Origin of the sequence: Anaeroglomus insulsum, from assembly GCF_050689095.1 — a bacterium.
In the GTDB taxonomy this organism is placed as follows: Bacteria; Planctomycetota; Phycisphaerae; order Sedimentisphaerales; family Anaerohalosphaeraceae; genus Anaeroglomus; species Anaeroglomus insulsum.
The window spans coordinates 1-15,274 of sequence record NZ_JBOGCL010000015.1 but is presented as its reverse complement, the minus strand read 5'-3'; the positions used below and the strand labels follow the sequence as shown (position 1 = coordinate 15,274).

Genomic DNA, 15,274 nt, shown 5'->3' with positions numbered 1-15,274 from the left:
GACAAGGTTATTGAAGGTATGGACCAAAAGTTTAACGACAACCAAATGCAGAACCGTTTCACGAACGACCCGCACGACCCGGCACGATTCGAGCTACCGAATCCGACGCAGGATTTCTTCGCGGATAAAATTATGGACAATATCCATAATACCCCGCTTGGAAGACTGCTTGGGATTATTGCTGCTCTCCCTGAAATCCGCCAGGAAAAGGTGGAACAGGGCAGACGAATCTGCTCTCGGAAAGATGCCGAACTGGACGACCAGTTGGATGCGGCGATGGATCGGGTTCTGGAAGAACTGCTGCACGAAGGCTAATCTGTCGTTTCAGCCTCTTGCTGAACGAAACTTCGAAAAAGCTCCCCTTTTGGAGCTTTTTTTTTATGCCCATAAGGAAAAATACCTATTTTTTAGTAAGAGATTTTCCCACTCAAACAATGTCAACTGGGGGCGGACTCTGATTCTCCCCATTCTTATGCCCCCAGGATATGTGTAATTCAATGCAGCCTAATCGTCGGGCGTGTCCATTTCCACAGGCTTATAACCCGGAAGTTTGGACTTTTCGACTTCTTCATGGAAGGCCTTGACAATCGTCTCCTGGATTTTCTTGCGGCATCCGGCGTTGATGGGATGGGCAATATCGGCATGAAGTTTCATACGCCCATCCATATCCTGCCTGGCACGATTTTCGGGCAGTTTACCGCCGCAATGGTTGCAAAACTTGGCTCGGAGATGATTTTTACCGCCGCATTTACTGCAATGATCGCTCATTTTGCGGGACGGCATGGCCACAAAAAGTCCCCCGGCACCTTCAATAATCTTAATGTCGCGGACAACAAATTCATTGTCCAGCGTCATCGAGCAGAAGGCCTTTAGCCGGTCATCCTGATTGGCTACGAGCTTGACTCTGACTTCGCTGATTTCCATTGTCTGCCTCTCGTAAAACTTACCATCTATTGTTGTGTACGATCCTGCTTATGCAGTTGAATTTGGCTTTCAGAGTATCGCAGCAACGTTGGATGAGGGTGCTGTCCTGAGAGTCAAGCAAGCAATACATCGCACTTCCGCTGCCGCTGAGACAAACTTTTTTGCCGGTGAGCCTTTCGGCGTGTTCATGGATGGCCGCAAGGTCCGGGTGTAATCGGAAACAGCTTTCCTGAAGCATATTTGCGCACATTTTTGCTGCAAAATCAACTCTATTTTGGTCAAGATATGCATTTATTTGCGATGCCCAAAGGGAATACCTCTGGGAATCGTGCACATAATTACCGTAAACCTTTTTAGTAGATGTATTTACATTTGGGACTATCAAAAGGGCTTCAAACGGATAATCGACAGAGATAGGCGAGATTTTTTCGCCCCGGCCGGTACAAAAAGCCAATGGGCCTTCGAGGAAAAAATTCACATCGCTGCCCAGCGAGGCCGCAATCGCATGAATATCCGAATGACACACCCCCAGTTGGGCAAAACGATTCAGGCCCAGCAGGGTTGCCGCCGCATCCGAGCTGCCGCTGCCCAGGCCTGTGCCGGCGGGGATATTTTTAGTGAGGGTAATCTTGACGGACAGGTCTTTTTGGGCCTTATCCAGCAGGAGTCGGGCCGCACGCCAGACCAGGTTATCCGGGCCATCGGGTGCCCAGAATGGCCCCTGGCAGACCAGTTCGATGCCGGGGGATGTACCCCACTGGAAGTCAACCTGATCGTAATAGTCAATTTTAGCCATCACCGATTCGAGTTCGTGGTAGCCATCGGGCCGTTTTCCGGCAATCAGCAGCGTCAGGTTGATTTTGGCGGGGGCCAGCACGGTCAGCCCCGCAGCGGTGGAGTGAAATTGTTCCATAGATTCTTTCCTGTATCTGTATTCTGTCAATTGACTTATGGAGTCATACTATATATGATTCAGGACAAAAGAAAAGCATTTTCAGGAGACTCCATGGAATCAACACAAACCCAGCCGGTGGCCTGGTGGCACTGGCACCGACGGCTGTATAACTGGGTGGTTCATTTTGCCAATACCCCGCACGGCGAAAGGGCTTTGTTTTTACTCAGCTTTGCCGAGTCCAGCTTTTTTCCGGTACCGCCGGATGTACTGCTGATGCCGCTGGCGCTGGGGGCACCCAAAAAATGGCTCCGCTTTGCACTGACCTGTTCGATGGCCTCGGTATTCGGGGGGATTCTGGGCTACTGCATCGGCGTGTTTCTCTGGCAGCAGATTGGAACCTGGGTGTTCGCTCATCTGGGCGGAATCGGCATGACTCAGGCCAATTTTGATCTGTTTCAAAAATGGTACGACGAGTATGATTTCTGGATTGTGTTTACCTGCGGCTTTACTCCCCTGCCCTATAAGGTGTGTACGATTACGGCCGGGATTGCCAAAATTCATTTTATGGGCTTTGTGATTGCCTCGGCAATGAGTCGGTCGGCACGATTTTTTCTTGTGGCCGGCCTGTTTGGCTGGAAAGGCGAAACGATGCGGCCGTTTATCGAAAAGTATTTCAATTGGCTGAGCCTGGCGTTTATGATTCTGCTGATTGGCGGATTTATGGCGATCAAGTGGATGAAGCATTAGACAGTGTGGAGTGTATCGTGCATCGATATCGTAGAATAACAAAGAGGTTTTTATGAACCAAGAACAAAAACAGGTTTTGCTGAGGACGGCGAAACAAACGGTCCAGGCCGTGGTCAACCACCGGCCTGCCCCCCTGCCGGAAAAGACCAGCGATCCGGCCCTGCTGGCTCATCAGGGTTGTTTTGTGACGCTGAAAAATGGCGACGACCTGAGGGGATGCATCGGCAATTTTGAAGGCGATAAGCCGCTGATTGAAATGGTGCGGGAGATGGCCGAGTCATCGGCACGACGCGACCCGCGATTCCGTCACAATCCCATCCGGCCGGCGGAACTGCCGCGATTGAATATTGAAATTTCGGTCCTGTCGCCGATGGTCAAAACCAGTGACCCGCTGAGCCTGGAACTGGGTAAACACGGCATCTTTATTACCAATGGATACAACAGCGGATGTTTTCTGCCGCAGGTGGCAACCGAAACAGGCTGGACGAAAGAGGAGTTTCTGGGCTACTGCTGTGCACACAAGGCGGGGCTGGACTGGGACGCATGGAAACAGCCGGGGGTGGAGGTGTATCTGTTTACAGCAGAGGTTTTCGGGGCCGGATGGGAACAGATTAAGATATAAGGCAATATACCTTGGCTTTGCACGAAATAATGACCGTCTGTTGATCAGGAGACAGTTCAAATGGCAACTGTAAATAATGTATCATCGGCCGCTTTACCCCAAAATAAGGGGAGTTTTGAGTTGACTTACTGGCGCAATTGCAAGGCCAAGGAAGGCACGCTGTCCAATAACCATTATCAGTATTTTTATACCGAGCATTTTGGGTTTCCGCTGGATTTCTATGCGGGCAAACGCATCCTGGATATCGGCTGCGGCCCGCGAGGCAGTCTCGAATGGGCAACCATCGCACAATCCCGCGTCGGTCTGGATCCGTTGGCAGGATACTATAGCGAGCTGGGCATCAACAACCACCAGATGCTCTATGTGGCCGCGCCTGCGGAGGCCATTCCATTTCCATCGGATTACTTCGATGTGGTCTGCTCTTTCAACTCTCTGGACCATGTTGACAACCTTGACAAGGCTATCACAGAAATCATTCGCGTGGTCAGGCCGTCGGGGGTGTTTTTACTCTTAACGGATCTCAATCATAACCCAACGCCAACGGAACCTATCACTTTTTCCTGGGATATCGTGGACCGCTTCAAGAACGGCCTTACTCTGCTGATGGAACGACATTTTGAAAAATCCGCCCCCGGTATGTATGAAAGTATCCGCCGTGCGGTCCCTTACGACAAGTCCAATCCAACATGGCGGTATGGCGTGCTGTCCGCATTGTTCAGGAAATAAAATTCAGTTGGAACCGTAGCTTAATACAATGGATAATCAACAATCAAAGGAAGATCAGAAGGTTTTTGTATACATCATTGCTCAGAACGTGCGATTCGGGCTACTGTTGTAAAAGATAAACCTTTGATCAGAGGAACTGGATATGAAAACTCGAATGGACTTATCGACGTTGTTATGTATTCTGGCAGTAATCTCTGCAACCGCAGTGTTTGCAATCGGCTCCAGCCAGTACCGGGTTTTGGCAGCTCAGACGGCGACTTCGGCACCCAAAAAGCCGGCCATGTCGGGCAATCCGATTTTCCCGGGTTGGTATGCGGACCCGGAGGCAATTATCTATGGCAAGACATATTGGATATTCCCAACCTATTCGGATGCCTATGAAAAGCAGATATTTTTTGACTGCTTCTCGTCGAATGACCTGGTAACCTGGACCAAACACGAGCGGATTCTGGATAATACACGGGTCACATGGGCCAAACGGGCAATGTGGGCTCCGGGGGTAATCGAAAAAGACGGCAAATATTACCTGTTTTTCAGTGCGAATGACGTCCATCCCGGCGAGGTCGGCGGCATTGGCGTTTCCGTGGCCGACCAGCCGCAAGGCCCCTATCACGACCTGCTGGGCAAACCGCTGATTCAGGATATTGTCAATGGAGCACAGCCGATTGACCAGTTTATCTTTAAAGATGATGACGGCACCTATTATATGTATTATGGCGGCTGGCAGCATTGCAATGTAGCCAAGCTCAAAGACGATTTTACCGCCCTGATCCCGTTTGAAGATGGAACGCTGTATAAAGAAATAACGCCAGAGCGGTATGTCGAGGGTCCCTTCATGTTTAAAAAGGATGGGAAATATTACTTTATGTGGTCCGAAGGCGGCTGGGGCGGGCCGGATTATTGTGTGGCCTATGCCATCGCCGATGGACCCCTGGGGCCGTTCAAACGAATCGGCAAAATCCTCCAGCAAAATCCGCAGGTCGGCAAAGGCGCTGGCCATCATTCGGTGATTCACGTCCCGGGCACGGAGAACTGGTATATTGTGTATCATCGCCGTCCGCTGAGCGAAACCCATCCTAACCACCGAGTAACCTGTATCGACAAGATGGAATTTGACAAAAATGGGCTTATCAAGCCTGTGATTATTACACATGAAGGGGTACAAGCCCAACCGATTCCCTAATCCGCTGTCTTACGCAGCCCGACAGAAGCGTTTTGGCAGGCTTGAATTCGTACATATATTATCCAATATCAAAACATCTCCATTTTTACTATTTTTCTTGTAATTTTGTGTCAATTTGGATAAGATGTTTCCTCGGTATCCTAAGGTGGCTATTGGTCAATTACCGTAAGCGATATACGGGCTTAATATATGACGACACAGGCAACTTCCCTTTTAAATTGCAAAACCAGGCACAGTTCTGCTTTGGAGAGGTTAAACGGGCAGAACTCGTGTTTGTGCACCATGGGGTCGTCAGGAGATAATTCACTTGGTTTTGTATGTTTCCACCACACCTTTGTCCGGCAGATGTGTGCCCTGCTTGGCAGGGTATTGATCATTGTCGTCGCGATAAGCCTGGCCGGGTGCGGGCCGTCGCTGCAATCCACAACGGCCGAATCCTCTGCTTCGATTCAATGGGATCACCAGCGGCTGTCGGAGTATCTGGCGGATGTGCCGGGGATACGCAAGCTGGAACGATGGCAAGAGTACAAGGATGGGCTTTATATCGAGACCGACCACTATCGCATCAAGACTACGCTGGCTGACCCGCTGATGCTGCGGCAGGTGCCGGCCTTTGTGGAATCGGCCTATAAGGCCTATCAGAGCCAATTACCCGAGCCGGTCAACGACAAGGAAAAATTTGAGACGTACCTGTTCGGCCAGCGAGCTGAATGGGAAGCATTCACCCAGACCTTTACCGGCCGGGATGCAGAAGTGTATTTGCAGATACGCCGCGGGGCCTACGCCCTCAATAGCGTATGCGTGGCATATAATATCGGGCGTAAGCAGACTTTTTCGATTCTGGGACACGAAGGATGGCATCAGTTTGTCCAGCGGCATTTCCGCTATCGGCTGCCCAGTTGGCTGGATGAAGGGGTCGCGACACTGTTTGAAACCTGCCAGTTTGACCAGGGCGTATTTGAATTCCGGCCGCAGGATAACCTGCTTCGCCTCGGGACACTCAAACAGGCTCTGGAGCAGAAACACATCATTGCCCTGGCGGATTTAATTACGATGAATCCCGGACAGGCGATGGCCGGATATGGTTCGAATGAGTCAGCTATTATGACGTTTTATGCACAAAATTACGCCCTGGTGCGGTTTCTGCGGGAATACAATTATGGCCAGCGACTCAGCCAGTACCATGCCTTGCTGCTGGGCGGCCTGCGGGGCAGCTGGCAGATCGATGCCGGCCTGGCCGAGGCGGCGGCCAACCGCGAGGTTCCGCTGACGGCGGCCTGGAATCGACAGATTTCAACACAACTTTTCCAGACTTACATCACCGGCGATACGGCTCCCTTTGAGACCCAGTATCGCCAATTCTGCAATGAAATCGTGTACAATATACGGATTAACAAATAAGGGAATGACACAACAACCATTTCAATTCATCCTGGCATCGGCTTCACCACGGCGGAGGGAACTGCTGGCAAAGGCAGGGTTTGTATTTCATGTAGAGCCTTCCCATGTCGATGAGGACTCCTATGATAAAACAGGCGTAACGTCTGAAGATCATTGTCAACTGCTGGCGTTGGCCAAGGCCCGCCAGGTAGCCGGGCGATTTCCGGATATGCCCGTGCTGGGGTCAGATACGGTGGTGGATTTTGACGGGCAGATTATCGGCAAACCCGCCGATGCCGCCGATGCGGAACGGATCACGCGGATGCTGTTCAGCAAGCCGCACAAGGTTATTACGGGGCTGGCGCTGGTCTGGAAGAATAGAGCGATTGAAATCGTGCAGGCGGATACGACGATTGTCTATCCGCGAAAGCTGACCGAACAGCAGATTCAGGAGCATATTGCCGGTGGGCTGTGGGAAGGCAAGGCCGGTGCCTACGGCATCCAGGAGACGGGAGACGAATTCGTGGACCGCATCGAGGGGTCGTTTACCAACGTAATGGGCCTGCCGATGGAGCGGGTCAGCCGCCTGCTGGATCAGTACGGCATAGCCCCCATACAAACCGCATAAGTCCCTGAAAAAAAGGATTCCCCGCCTCAACGACCTCTTTTGAGCCTTGCCAGACGCTGCATTCGCCGTTGCCAGTCGAGTTTCCGATATCATTGCGGTCCAAAACAAAACACCAGAAATCGGCTCGGACACCATACTGGATGGGGGCAGCAAGAAATCTGTTGAAAAACAAAGTCCTCCGGAGTTATGATAGCGGAAATCTTTTTAAGGAATGGTACAATGAGACAGTGGATGATATGTATTGTTGTTCTGGTTGGGTTTTGGCAATGGGGTCAGGCCCAGCAGTCCGCCCGCGAGGCGACAGCGATTGACGGGGACTGGTTTTTGATGACGTCCCATTCTGAACACGACCAGACCGAGGGCCTGCATCTGGCGGTCAGTCAGGATGGGCTCAAATGGCAGGTCGTCAATCAGGACCGCAGTGTACTCAAACCGACAGTCGGCGAGGTCTTTCGTGATCCTTCCATTGCCCGGGATGAAACCGGGACCTATCATCTGGTGTGGACGATTGCCTGGGGATGTGCAACCCATAAGGGCATCGGCTATGCCAGCTCCAAAGACCTGATTCATTGGAGCCCACAACGTATTATCCCCGTCATGGAAAACGAGCCTAAGACTGATTTTGTCTGGGCGCCGGAGCTGTTTTGGGACAGCGAGCATAAAGAATGGCTGATTCACTGGTCCTCGTCGGTGACAGGGAAATTCCCGGAGACACTGGGCCTGTTTGATGGGCGGGCCAATCCCCGGATTTATTACACCGTGACCAGGGATTTCCGACAGTTCTCCCCGTCAACACTGTTATTTAATGCCAACTGTCTGGCGATCGACTCGTATCTGTATCGCGGCAAGGACAAGCAATACTATGTATTTTTCAAGGCCGACCGGCAGGCAGAACCCAAACGGGGGATTTTGATGGCAAAGGCTCCGGACCGGGACGGGCCTTATACGGTGGATCCAAACATGATTACAGCGCCCCAGGAAGGCTGGGCGGAGGGCCCCTGTGCGGTGCCGATCGGCGACAAAATCCGGCTATACTATGCCTGCCAAAACTATTCGAGTGCCTACGAAAGTCAGGACATGAAAACGTGGACCTCGATCCGCAAGGATATCGTGCCGCCGGGCGGGTATCGCCATGGCACAGTGATTCGCATCAGCCAGCAGCAGGCAAGGCAATTACTGGAACATGATTATAATCAATAAGCTGGCAGACACGTGATACAACAGAACTTTAGGCCCCAGGGTAGAGGAGAATTGCAATGATTCTTTCCCGTCTTTCAACCTTATCCACCGTCGCTGTACTATCGATTATTTTGCCCTTTTTTGCACAACAGGTCATCGCCGACGACAAGTCATCACAACAGGCCCCTGCTGCCGCCAAGGAGCTGTACCTGCCCAAAAAAATAGACCGTGTGCCTGACAATAACGACTATGCCAGCAATGACAGTGAATACAGTTTTAAAAGGATGGTCCAGAGCGACAACATCGCAATTTTCTGGAGCAGGGAATATGGCGATGACCCCATGAGCAATCCGGACCTCAAAAAGCGGTTTAATCCGACCGAGTCGCTGGCCGAATGCGAACGCTTTTATGAGTATTATGTCAACGAGCTGAAGATGGTTCAGAAGGGCCAGTCGCTGACGGATCGCTATAAGATGCTGGTGATTGTATTCGGCGGCGATGACGGGACGGCCTACGGCGGCGGAATCGATAATAAAATCGGGGTGCTGTGGACGCCGGCGGTTCGAATCCATACGAAGCCGTATGGTGCACTGGCCCATGAAATGGCGCATTGTTTTCAGTATCTCTCCCGGATTGACAGCGGACGCGGCCCGAGCGGCCCCATCATGGAAATGTCGGCTCAGTATATGCTCTGGCAGGTGTATCCGGAATGGATGACCTTTGAACACTATCATCTGGTTGATTTCCTCAAACAAACCCATTATGCGTTTTTGCATCCGATTAACATGTATCATTCGCCGTATGTGCTGGAATACTGGTCCAATAAACACGGCCGGGAATTTTTCGGCATTCTAAGCCGCTCCACCGAGCCTGGCGAGGATCCGGTGATGACCTATAAGCGTCTGAACGGCCTGACCCAGGACCAGTTCAACGACGAGATGTTTGATGCCTGCCGGCGGTTTATCACCTGGGATATGAAACGGATTGAGGCTGTGGCCAAACCCTATGCCAATCAGCACACCTGTACGCTGCAGGATATCGGAGACGGCTGGTACCGCATTGCACCTGCAAAATGCCCACAAAATTACGGATACAACGGCATCAAGCTCACTGTGCCGGCAGCTGGAACGACAGTGAGCCTGACATTCAAGGGAATCGCCGGAGCCGAAGGCTACCATGCGGTCAAAACGGACAAGGCCGGCTGGCGGTATGGTTTTGTCGCTTCGTTGAAGGACGGCAGCCGGGTTTATGGGCAGATGCACAAGGATTCAGAAGGCACCTTGGAATTTAAAGTGCCGCAAGATACGGACTTTTTGTGGCTGGTGGTGATGGGGGCACCGACGGAACACTGGCCAATCGCGGGCCGCCGGGGAGCCAGAACCGAAAATTCCGCGGAAGAACAATGGCCCTACCAGATTCGCTTAGCCGGAACGAAACCGGATGATTCGGTCATTCAATCCATTCCGCCCCAGGGGAATTCGGCCCCATAACAGCAGCATCGTGCAGTCCAAAGGGAGCTAAATAGACAATACCGCAACAGGCTAATTGGACTCTGTCATACCCCGTGATGTCAGCAACAGCCTGGCTGGCAGAATTTATGCTTTTATTTATGGTCAAGCCGATTATACTAACGAACAGATCAACAAACTCGGTATCCCGGTAGTAAAGGTCTGGATTGACCTGCTGTGATACGCAATAAATCATAATGTCCTGGAGAAAGTGTACGCCGATGATAGTAAGAACCAACGTGTTATCTCAAATGGTATGGCAAACATCATTATGCATTCTCGTTTCACTGGCAGCATCCTGCCATCGGAATGCCCTGGCGTCCAAAGGCGACCAGGCGCCCTTGTCCAGCTATATCCGTCCGCTGATTGGAACCCAGGGCGAAGGAAATGTGTACCCTGGGCCATCGGCTCCCTTTGGCATGGTCCAGCTCAGCCCGGATACCGACAAAGTCCTGTGGGCGACGGCATCAGGTTATGAATATTCTGACCCGACAATCCTGGGGTTCAGCCTGACGCATCTGTCTGGCACCGGCATCCCCGACCTGGGTGATTTCCTGTTTATCCCGCAGGTGGGCAAACCGGAGCTGGTCTCCGGCGACAAGGAACACCCCGAACAGGGTTATCAATCTCCTTTTTCTCACGAAGAAGAATATGCCTCAGCCGGCTACTATCGGGTCAAGCTCCAGAAATCCGGCGTAACCACGGAACTGACCGCAGGGGTGCGAGCAGGTATCCTCCGCTTTACATTCCCCGCCAGCGAGGAAGCCTCCATAATGACGGACCTGGCCCATGTCCTCAGCGGCGGACGCTGGAAGATTGCCCAATCGCACGTGCGGATTGAAGACAATGCCACTGTTACCGGTTTCCACATAGTCAACGGCTGGGCCAAGGAACGACACCTCTATTATGCCGCCCGCTATTCCAGACCATTTGACGAAGCCCTGATTTACAGCAGCGGCAAGCCGGTCATTTATGACAGCCACGCCAATTACCGGTTCCGCAGCCGTCGGGAAGCCGCCGGCACAGACCTGCGTTTTCTGGCCAAATACAAAACCAAAGCCGGCGAAGTCATTCAGGTCAAGGTCGCCGTCTCTTCCGTCAGTGCCGCCAACGCCCTCCAGAACCTCGATACGGAAATCCCCGGCTGGGATTTCGAAAAGGTCGTCAGCGACACCTGTAAAAAATGGGATAACGAACTGGCCCGAATTCGCATCGATGGCACTCAGCAGGAAAAGGAAACCTTCTATACCGCCATGTACCACGCCTTCCTGACACCCAATATCCAGCAGGATGTCAATGGCCAATATCGCGGCTTCGACCATAATATCCATACCGCCGACGGTTTTGACAAATATACCGTATTCTCTCTGTGGGATACCTATCGCGCCACGCATCCGCTGTTTGCGCTGATTCAGGCCCGGCGGAATGCAGATATGATCAATTCCATGCTGGCCCACTATGATCAGAGCGTCGATCACCTGCTGCCGGTCTGGGAGCTGCAGAGTAATGAGACCTGGTGTATGATTGGCTACCATGCCGTCCCCGTCATCGCCGACGCGTTTTTGAAAGGCAACAAGGGCTTTGATCCCCTCCGTGCCTACAATGCCGTCAAAACCACCGCAATGAATCCCGATTATGATGCCGTAGCCGACTTCGCCCGCCTGGGCTGGGTCCCCTTTGACAAGGAAAACGAAGCCGTCTCCAAAACCCTCGAATACGCCTATGACGACTATGCCGTCGCCCAAATGGCCAAAGCCCTCGGCAAGATGGACGATTACCATTATTTTATGAAGCGGGCCGGTTACTATAAAAATATCTATGACCGCCAAACCGGCTTTATGCGAGGCCGCGATTCACAGGGCAACTGGCGAACGCCCTTTGATCCCCAGGGCTTTGTGCAGGGCGGCGACTTCACCGAAGGAACCAGCTGGCAGTATAGCTGGTATGTACCGCATGATGTGCCGGGACTGATTCAGTTGATGGGCGGCAAAGAAGCCTTCCTCGATCGGCTGGACCAGCTTTTCGTGCTCAATTCTCCCAAAAACGGGGACAAAGAAGTCGATGACATCTTTGGCCGCATCGGTGAATACTGGCATGGCAACGAACCAAGCCATCATATCATCTACCTCTATGCGTATGCCGGGCAGCCCTGGAAGGCTCAGAAGCTGCTCAACACGGTCATCAAAACCCAGTATGGCAACAAACCTCATTCTCTGACCGGCAACGATGACTGCGGCCAGATGTCGGCCTGGTATCTGTTCACCTGCATGGGCTTCTATCCGGTCGCCCCGGCCAGCGACTACTATGTCATCGGCGCCCCCCAGATCAAGCACATCACGATGCACCTTTCCAACGGCAAATCCTTGGTCATAACCGCCGATAATCTGTCCGACCAGAATATCTATATCCAGTCCGTCCGCCTCAACGGAAAAGACTGGAACAGCCCCTTCCTGCCCTACAGCGAACTCAAAAACGGCGGCACCCTGCATTTTGTCATGGGGCCGCAACCCAACACGCAATGGGGCACTGCGGGCCTGTCGAGTAGTCAATAGCAACAGGATTACAGGATCGCCACCGTGTCCAATCGTCTTGCTGCATTACACATTGTCAAACGGCTCAGACAAACAGGCTTTCAGGCCTTTTACGCCGGAGGCTGTGTGCGCGATATGCTGCTGGGCCGCCGTCCCAAAGACTATGACGTCGTTACCGATGCCTTGCCGCAGCAGATTATCAGGCTGTTCCGACGAACCCTGGCCATCGGTGCCCAGTTCGGAGTCATCATGGTTCTGACCGACGGCAAACAGGTCGAGGTTGCCACCTTTCGCACCGAACACGGCTATGCCGACGGCCGCCATCCCGATCAGGTTGAATTTGCCACAGCCAAAGAAGATGCCTATCGACGGGACTTTACCATCAACGGAATGTTTTTTGACCCCCTCAGCCGGCAGATACACGACTTTGTCGGCGGCCAGCAGGACATCCAGCGGCGAATCCTCCGCACCATCGGCCCGGCCCGTGAGCGGTTTGCTGAGGATTACCTGCGGATGCTGCGGGCAATTCGGTTTGCTGTCCGATTCGATTTTGCCATTGAATCAGCCACTTGGGATGCAATAGGTCAGCTGGCCGACCGCATTACCCGTATCAGCGCCGAACGCGTCGCCAATGAACTGGAAGGCATCCTGACTCATCCCAACCGAAAACAGGGAGCGGCTTATCTTCAGACCAGCGGCCTGATGGCTCACATGTTTCCCGGATTCACCCCGCAGCAGGTTGAATATGGATTATCGGTGATGGGTTACCTGCCTAAAAATGCAGACACCCCCCTGGCCCTGGCCGCACTGTTCGCCGGCCTTGATGTGCAGCAGGCACTCAAGATGGTGGAACGATTAAAGCCCAGCCGCGCTTTGGTCAAACAGGTGGCTTTCCTGTTGAAGCATCGGGGGCACTTGGCCGACGGCAATATCCCTCTGGCTCAACTCAAGATGCTGGCAGCCCAACCGTTGTTTCAGGATTTATTCGACCTGGAAAAAGCCATCCAAAAGGCCCAAAAAGCCCCTCGCGCCGGCCTGACCCGAATCAAACAGCGGCTCAGGGACCTCCAGGGAAAAGACATCGCTCCCAGACCATTGCTGGATGGGCATGCCCTGATAGCTCTCGGCGCCTTGCCCGGCCCGATGGTTGGCCGACTCAGCCGGGAGATGTATATTGCCCAGCTTTCCGAGCAGATTACCACCGAAGAACAGGCCCGAAAATGGGTCCAAAAATGGCTCGATAAAAACCTAAGTACATACAAATAAAGAACATAGCAAAAATACAGCCGGCCCGTTGAAACGCTCAAAAATTTGTAAATTTTCGTCAACAAGCTCTTGTCATCGCTGAAATTTTATGGTACAAACCAGAATCTGTCGGGGCCATAGCTCAGTTGGGAGAGCGCTTGCATGGCATGCAAGAGGTCGTGAGTTCGAATCTCATTGGCTCCATTGATATAACCCCCTGAAAAAGAAGGATTTACGAAAACAAGCCAATTTATACCTAAATAGCCTTAAATCCATTTTATGACACTTTTATGACAAATGGAGGAATTTATGGTTAGAAAAAAGTCTATCGGTTCGGTGTTTTTGAATAATGGCCGGTATTACTGGCGGGGAATATTGCCTGGGGAAACCGAGCGAAAAGCAATCCCTTTAAAGCCCATCGGCTCCAATCATGCGACAAAAGATTTGGGGATAGCCAAGGCCTTGGCGGAAGAGTTATTGTCTCAGCACATTTACAATAATACAGAAGTCAAACAGACTCAGGTGAAAACAATTGCGGATCTGATCCGGGCATATAATTCGTACATCAAAAAATATTACAATTCCAAAGAACCCGGTAATATCAAGTATGCAATAGAGTTTCTGCGATCCAACTATCAAACCATGCCCATTGAAGACTTTGGCCCTATGAAATTAAAAGCCTTACGGTCATTGATGATCAAAGAAAAGGACTGGACCCGGGGGGTGATCAACCAGCGGATCAGAATGATCGTCCGGATGTTTAAATGGGGGGCCAGCGAGCAACTCATTCCGATCCATCTCTATCAGTCCCTGGCTACCGTCGAAAGCCTTCACCGGGGCCGCTCAGAAGCCCGAGAAACTAAAAAGATCAGACCCGTTGCCGATGCACACATCGAAGCTGTACTGCCCTACCTGAGCCAAACGGTTGCGGATATGGTACGCCTACAGCGATTGACCGGAATGCGATCCACGGAGCTTTGTGTTATCCGGCCCGTGGACGTCGACAGGACCAATGATATCTGGGTCTACACCCCTTTGATTTTCAAAGGGGAACACCTTGACAATTACGAAAGAAAAGTGGCTTTAGGCCCCCAGGCCCAGGCCGTGCTCTGCAAATATCTGATCGGAGATCCTCAGGCCTTCTGCTTTACTCCAGCCAAGGCCCAATTGGACCGCGGTCGACAGCCGATGAATTACCGCCCCCGCTATGACAAGGACACCTACGGCAGAGCCATCAGACGGGCATTGAATGCGGCAAACAGGGACATCAAACAAAAATGTAAGGAGGAATCGCCGGATCAATGGGAAAAGCTATACGAATCCCGGCAAATCCCCCTCTGGCATCCCCACCAGATCAGACATACTCACGCAACAGTCATTGCCTCGTTGGATGGTGTCGAAACCGCCAAAGCTGCTTTAGGCCATAAACGACTTCAGACCACCGAAATCTACGCCGAAAAAGACCTGCGGCGGGCGATTGATGCGGCCAGAAAATATGGATAAAGTTGACACGAAATCAAAGCCAAATATAATTCACAAAAAGCTCCTTCTGCCGCCCGTAACTTCAGTAGCCCTGGGAAGTACACCGACTTCCTCCTCCTTCTGCGAAGTACGGGCGGTCTTTTTTTCTGTCATTTATGCAAATCATTTTCACAGAATATTAGAAGCCATTTCATAACCTCCTGAGGGTGATGATAAGGCAGGCC

General features: G+C 52.0%; 14 protein-coding genes and 1 tRNA gene. 13 read left to right on the top strand and 2 right to left on the bottom strand.

Features of this window, described 5'->3' with window-relative positions:
* Positions 1-18: 18 nt before the first annotated feature.
* Positions 19-315 carry a hypothetical protein gene (locus ACQ9LF_RS12250; protein ID WP_462489699.1) on the top strand — a complete coding sequence of 99 codons (297 nt, stop codon included), beginning with the start codon at positions 19-21 and terminating at the stop codon, positions 313-315.
* A gap of 189 nt (positions 316-504) precedes the next feature.
* On the opposite strand, the gene ACQ9LF_RS12245 is transcribed toward ACQ9LF_RS12250, so the two are convergent.
* The gene (locus tag ACQ9LF_RS12245) at positions 505-924 is read right to left on the bottom strand and encodes a septation protein SpoVG family protein (RefSeq protein WP_462489698.1); all 420 of its coding nucleotides are present in this window, start codon (positions 922-924) and stop codon (positions 505-507) included.
* A gap of 19 nt (positions 925-943) precedes the next feature.
* Entirely contained in the window at positions 944-1,837 is an 894-nt protein-coding gene (gene ispE, locus ACQ9LF_RS12240; protein WP_462489697.1) for a 4-(cytidine 5'-diphospho)-2-C-methyl-D-erythritol kinase, read from the bottom strand.
* Between the two features lie 93 nt (positions 1,838-1,930).
* Between ispE and ACQ9LF_RS12235 the strand changes: the two genes are divergently transcribed.
* From ACQ9LF_RS12235 to ACQ9LF_RS12180, 12 genes are all read left to right on the top strand, one after another.
* The gene (locus tag ACQ9LF_RS12235) at positions 1,931-2,566 is read left to right on the top strand and encodes a YqaA family protein (protein ID WP_462489696.1); all 636 of its coding nucleotides are present in this window, start codon (positions 1,931-1,933) and stop codon (positions 2,564-2,566) included.
* 52 nt (positions 2,567-2,618) lie between these two features.
* Positions 2,619-3,188 carry an AmmeMemoRadiSam system protein A gene (gene amrA, locus ACQ9LF_RS12230; protein WP_462489695.1) on the top strand — a complete coding sequence of 190 codons (570 nt, stop codon included), beginning with the start codon at positions 2,619-2,621 and terminating at the stop codon, positions 3,186-3,188.
* 60 nt (positions 3,189-3,248) lie between these two features.
* Positions 3,249-3,914, top strand: a complete 666-nt coding sequence (locus ACQ9LF_RS12225; protein ID WP_462489694.1) for a class I SAM-dependent methyltransferase — start codon at positions 3,249-3,251, stop codon at positions 3,912-3,914.
* 142 nt (positions 3,915-4,056) lie between these two features.
* Positions 4,057-5,097, top strand: a complete 1,041-nt coding sequence (locus tag ACQ9LF_RS12220) for a glycoside hydrolase family 43 protein (protein ID WP_462489693.1) — start codon at positions 4,057-4,059, stop codon at positions 5,095-5,097.
* 282 nt (positions 5,098-5,379) lie between these two features.
* Positions 5,380-6,498: a hypothetical protein gene (locus tag ACQ9LF_RS12215; protein ID WP_462489692.1), complete on the top strand. Its 1,119-nt coding sequence runs from the start codon at positions 5,380-5,382 to the stop codon at positions 6,496-6,498.
* Positions 6,499-6,502: 4 nt separating this feature from the next.
* Positions 6,503-7,105 (top strand): Maf family protein, encoded by a 603-nt coding sequence (locus tag ACQ9LF_RS12210; RefSeq protein ID WP_462489691.1) that lies wholly within the window; start codon positions 6,503-6,505, stop codon positions 7,103-7,105.
* A gap of 219 nt (positions 7,106-7,324) precedes the next feature.
* Positions 7,325-8,305: a glycoside hydrolase family 43 protein gene (locus ACQ9LF_RS12205; RefSeq protein ID WP_462489690.1), complete on the top strand. Its 981-nt coding sequence runs from the start codon at positions 7,325-7,327 to the stop codon at positions 8,303-8,305.
* A gap of 56 nt (positions 8,306-8,361) precedes the next feature.
* Positions 8,362-9,774, top strand: coding sequence for a DUF6055 domain-containing protein (locus tag ACQ9LF_RS12200; RefSeq protein ID WP_462489689.1), 1,413 nt, complete (start codon positions 8,362-8,364; stop codon positions 9,772-9,774).
* A gap of 269 nt (positions 9,775-10,043) precedes the next feature.
* Positions 10,044-12,344, top strand: coding sequence for a GH92 family glycosyl hydrolase (locus ACQ9LF_RS12195; protein WP_462489688.1), 2,301 nt, complete (start codon positions 10,044-10,046; stop codon positions 12,342-12,344).
* 24 nt (positions 12,345-12,368) lie between these two features.
* Complete coding sequence (locus ACQ9LF_RS12190; RefSeq protein WP_462489687.1) at positions 12,369-13,589, top strand: CCA tRNA nucleotidyltransferase; 1,221 nt, start codon at positions 12,369-12,371, stop codon at positions 13,587-13,589.
* A gap of 110 nt (positions 13,590-13,699) precedes the next feature.
* A tRNA-Ala gene (locus ACQ9LF_RS12185) sits at positions 13,700-13,772 on the top strand.
* Between the two features lie 105 nt (positions 13,773-13,877).
* A complete protein-coding gene (locus ACQ9LF_RS12180) occupies positions 13,878-15,071 on the top strand; it encodes a tyrosine-type recombinase/integrase (RefSeq protein ID WP_462489686.1) in 1,194 nt (397 codons plus the stop codon).
* The last annotated feature ends 203 nt before the right edge of the window (positions 15,072-15,274 follow it).

Excerpts from the sequence above, each read along its gene's own strand:
- ispE (WP_462489697.1), bottom strand. The coding sequence starts at position 1,837 with ATGGAACAATTTCACTCCACCGCTGCGGGGCTGACCGTGCTGGCCCCC.
- ACQ9LF_RS12195 (WP_462489688.1), top strand. The coding sequence starts at position 10,044 with ATGGTATGGCAAACATCATTATGCATTCTCGTTTCACTGGCAGCATCC.
- ACQ9LF_RS12235 (WP_462489696.1), top strand. The coding sequence starts at position 1,931 with ATGGAATCAACACAAACCCAGCCGGTGGCCTGGTGGCACTGGCACCGA.
- ACQ9LF_RS12200 (WP_462489689.1), top strand. The coding sequence starts at position 8,362 with ATGATTCTTTCCCGTCTTTCAACCTTATCCACCGTCGCTGTACTATCG.
- ACQ9LF_RS12180 (WP_462489686.1), top strand. The coding sequence starts at position 13,878 with ATGGTTAGAAAAAAGTCTATCGGTTCGGTGTTTTTGAATAATGGCCGG.
- ACQ9LF_RS12215 (WP_462489692.1), top strand. The coding sequence starts at position 5,380 with ATGGGGTCGTCAGGAGATAATTCACTTGGTTTTGTATGTTTCCACCAC.
- ACQ9LF_RS12210 (WP_462489691.1), top strand. The coding sequence starts at position 6,503 with ATGACACAACAACCATTTCAATTCATCCTGGCATCGGCTTCACCACGG.
- ACQ9LF_RS12205 (WP_462489690.1), top strand. The coding sequence starts at position 7,325 with ATGAGACAGTGGATGATATGTATTGTTGTTCTGGTTGGGTTTTGGCAA.
- amrA (WP_462489695.1), top strand. The coding sequence starts at position 2,619 with ATGAACCAAGAACAAAAACAGGTTTTGCTGAGGACGGCGAAACAAACG.
- ACQ9LF_RS12245 (WP_462489698.1), bottom strand. The coding sequence starts at position 924 with ATGGAAATCAGCGAAGTCAGAGTCAAGCTCGTAGCCAATCAGGATGAC.
- ACQ9LF_RS12225 (WP_462489694.1), top strand. The coding sequence starts at position 3,249 with ATGGCAACTGTAAATAATGTATCATCGGCCGCTTTACCCCAAAATAAG.
- ACQ9LF_RS12250 (WP_462489699.1), top strand. The coding sequence starts at position 19 with ATGGACCAAAAGTTTAACGACAACCAAATGCAGAACCGTTTCACGAAC.
- ACQ9LF_RS12220 (WP_462489693.1), top strand. The coding sequence starts at position 4,057 with ATGAAAACTCGAATGGACTTATCGACGTTGTTATGTATTCTGGCAGTA.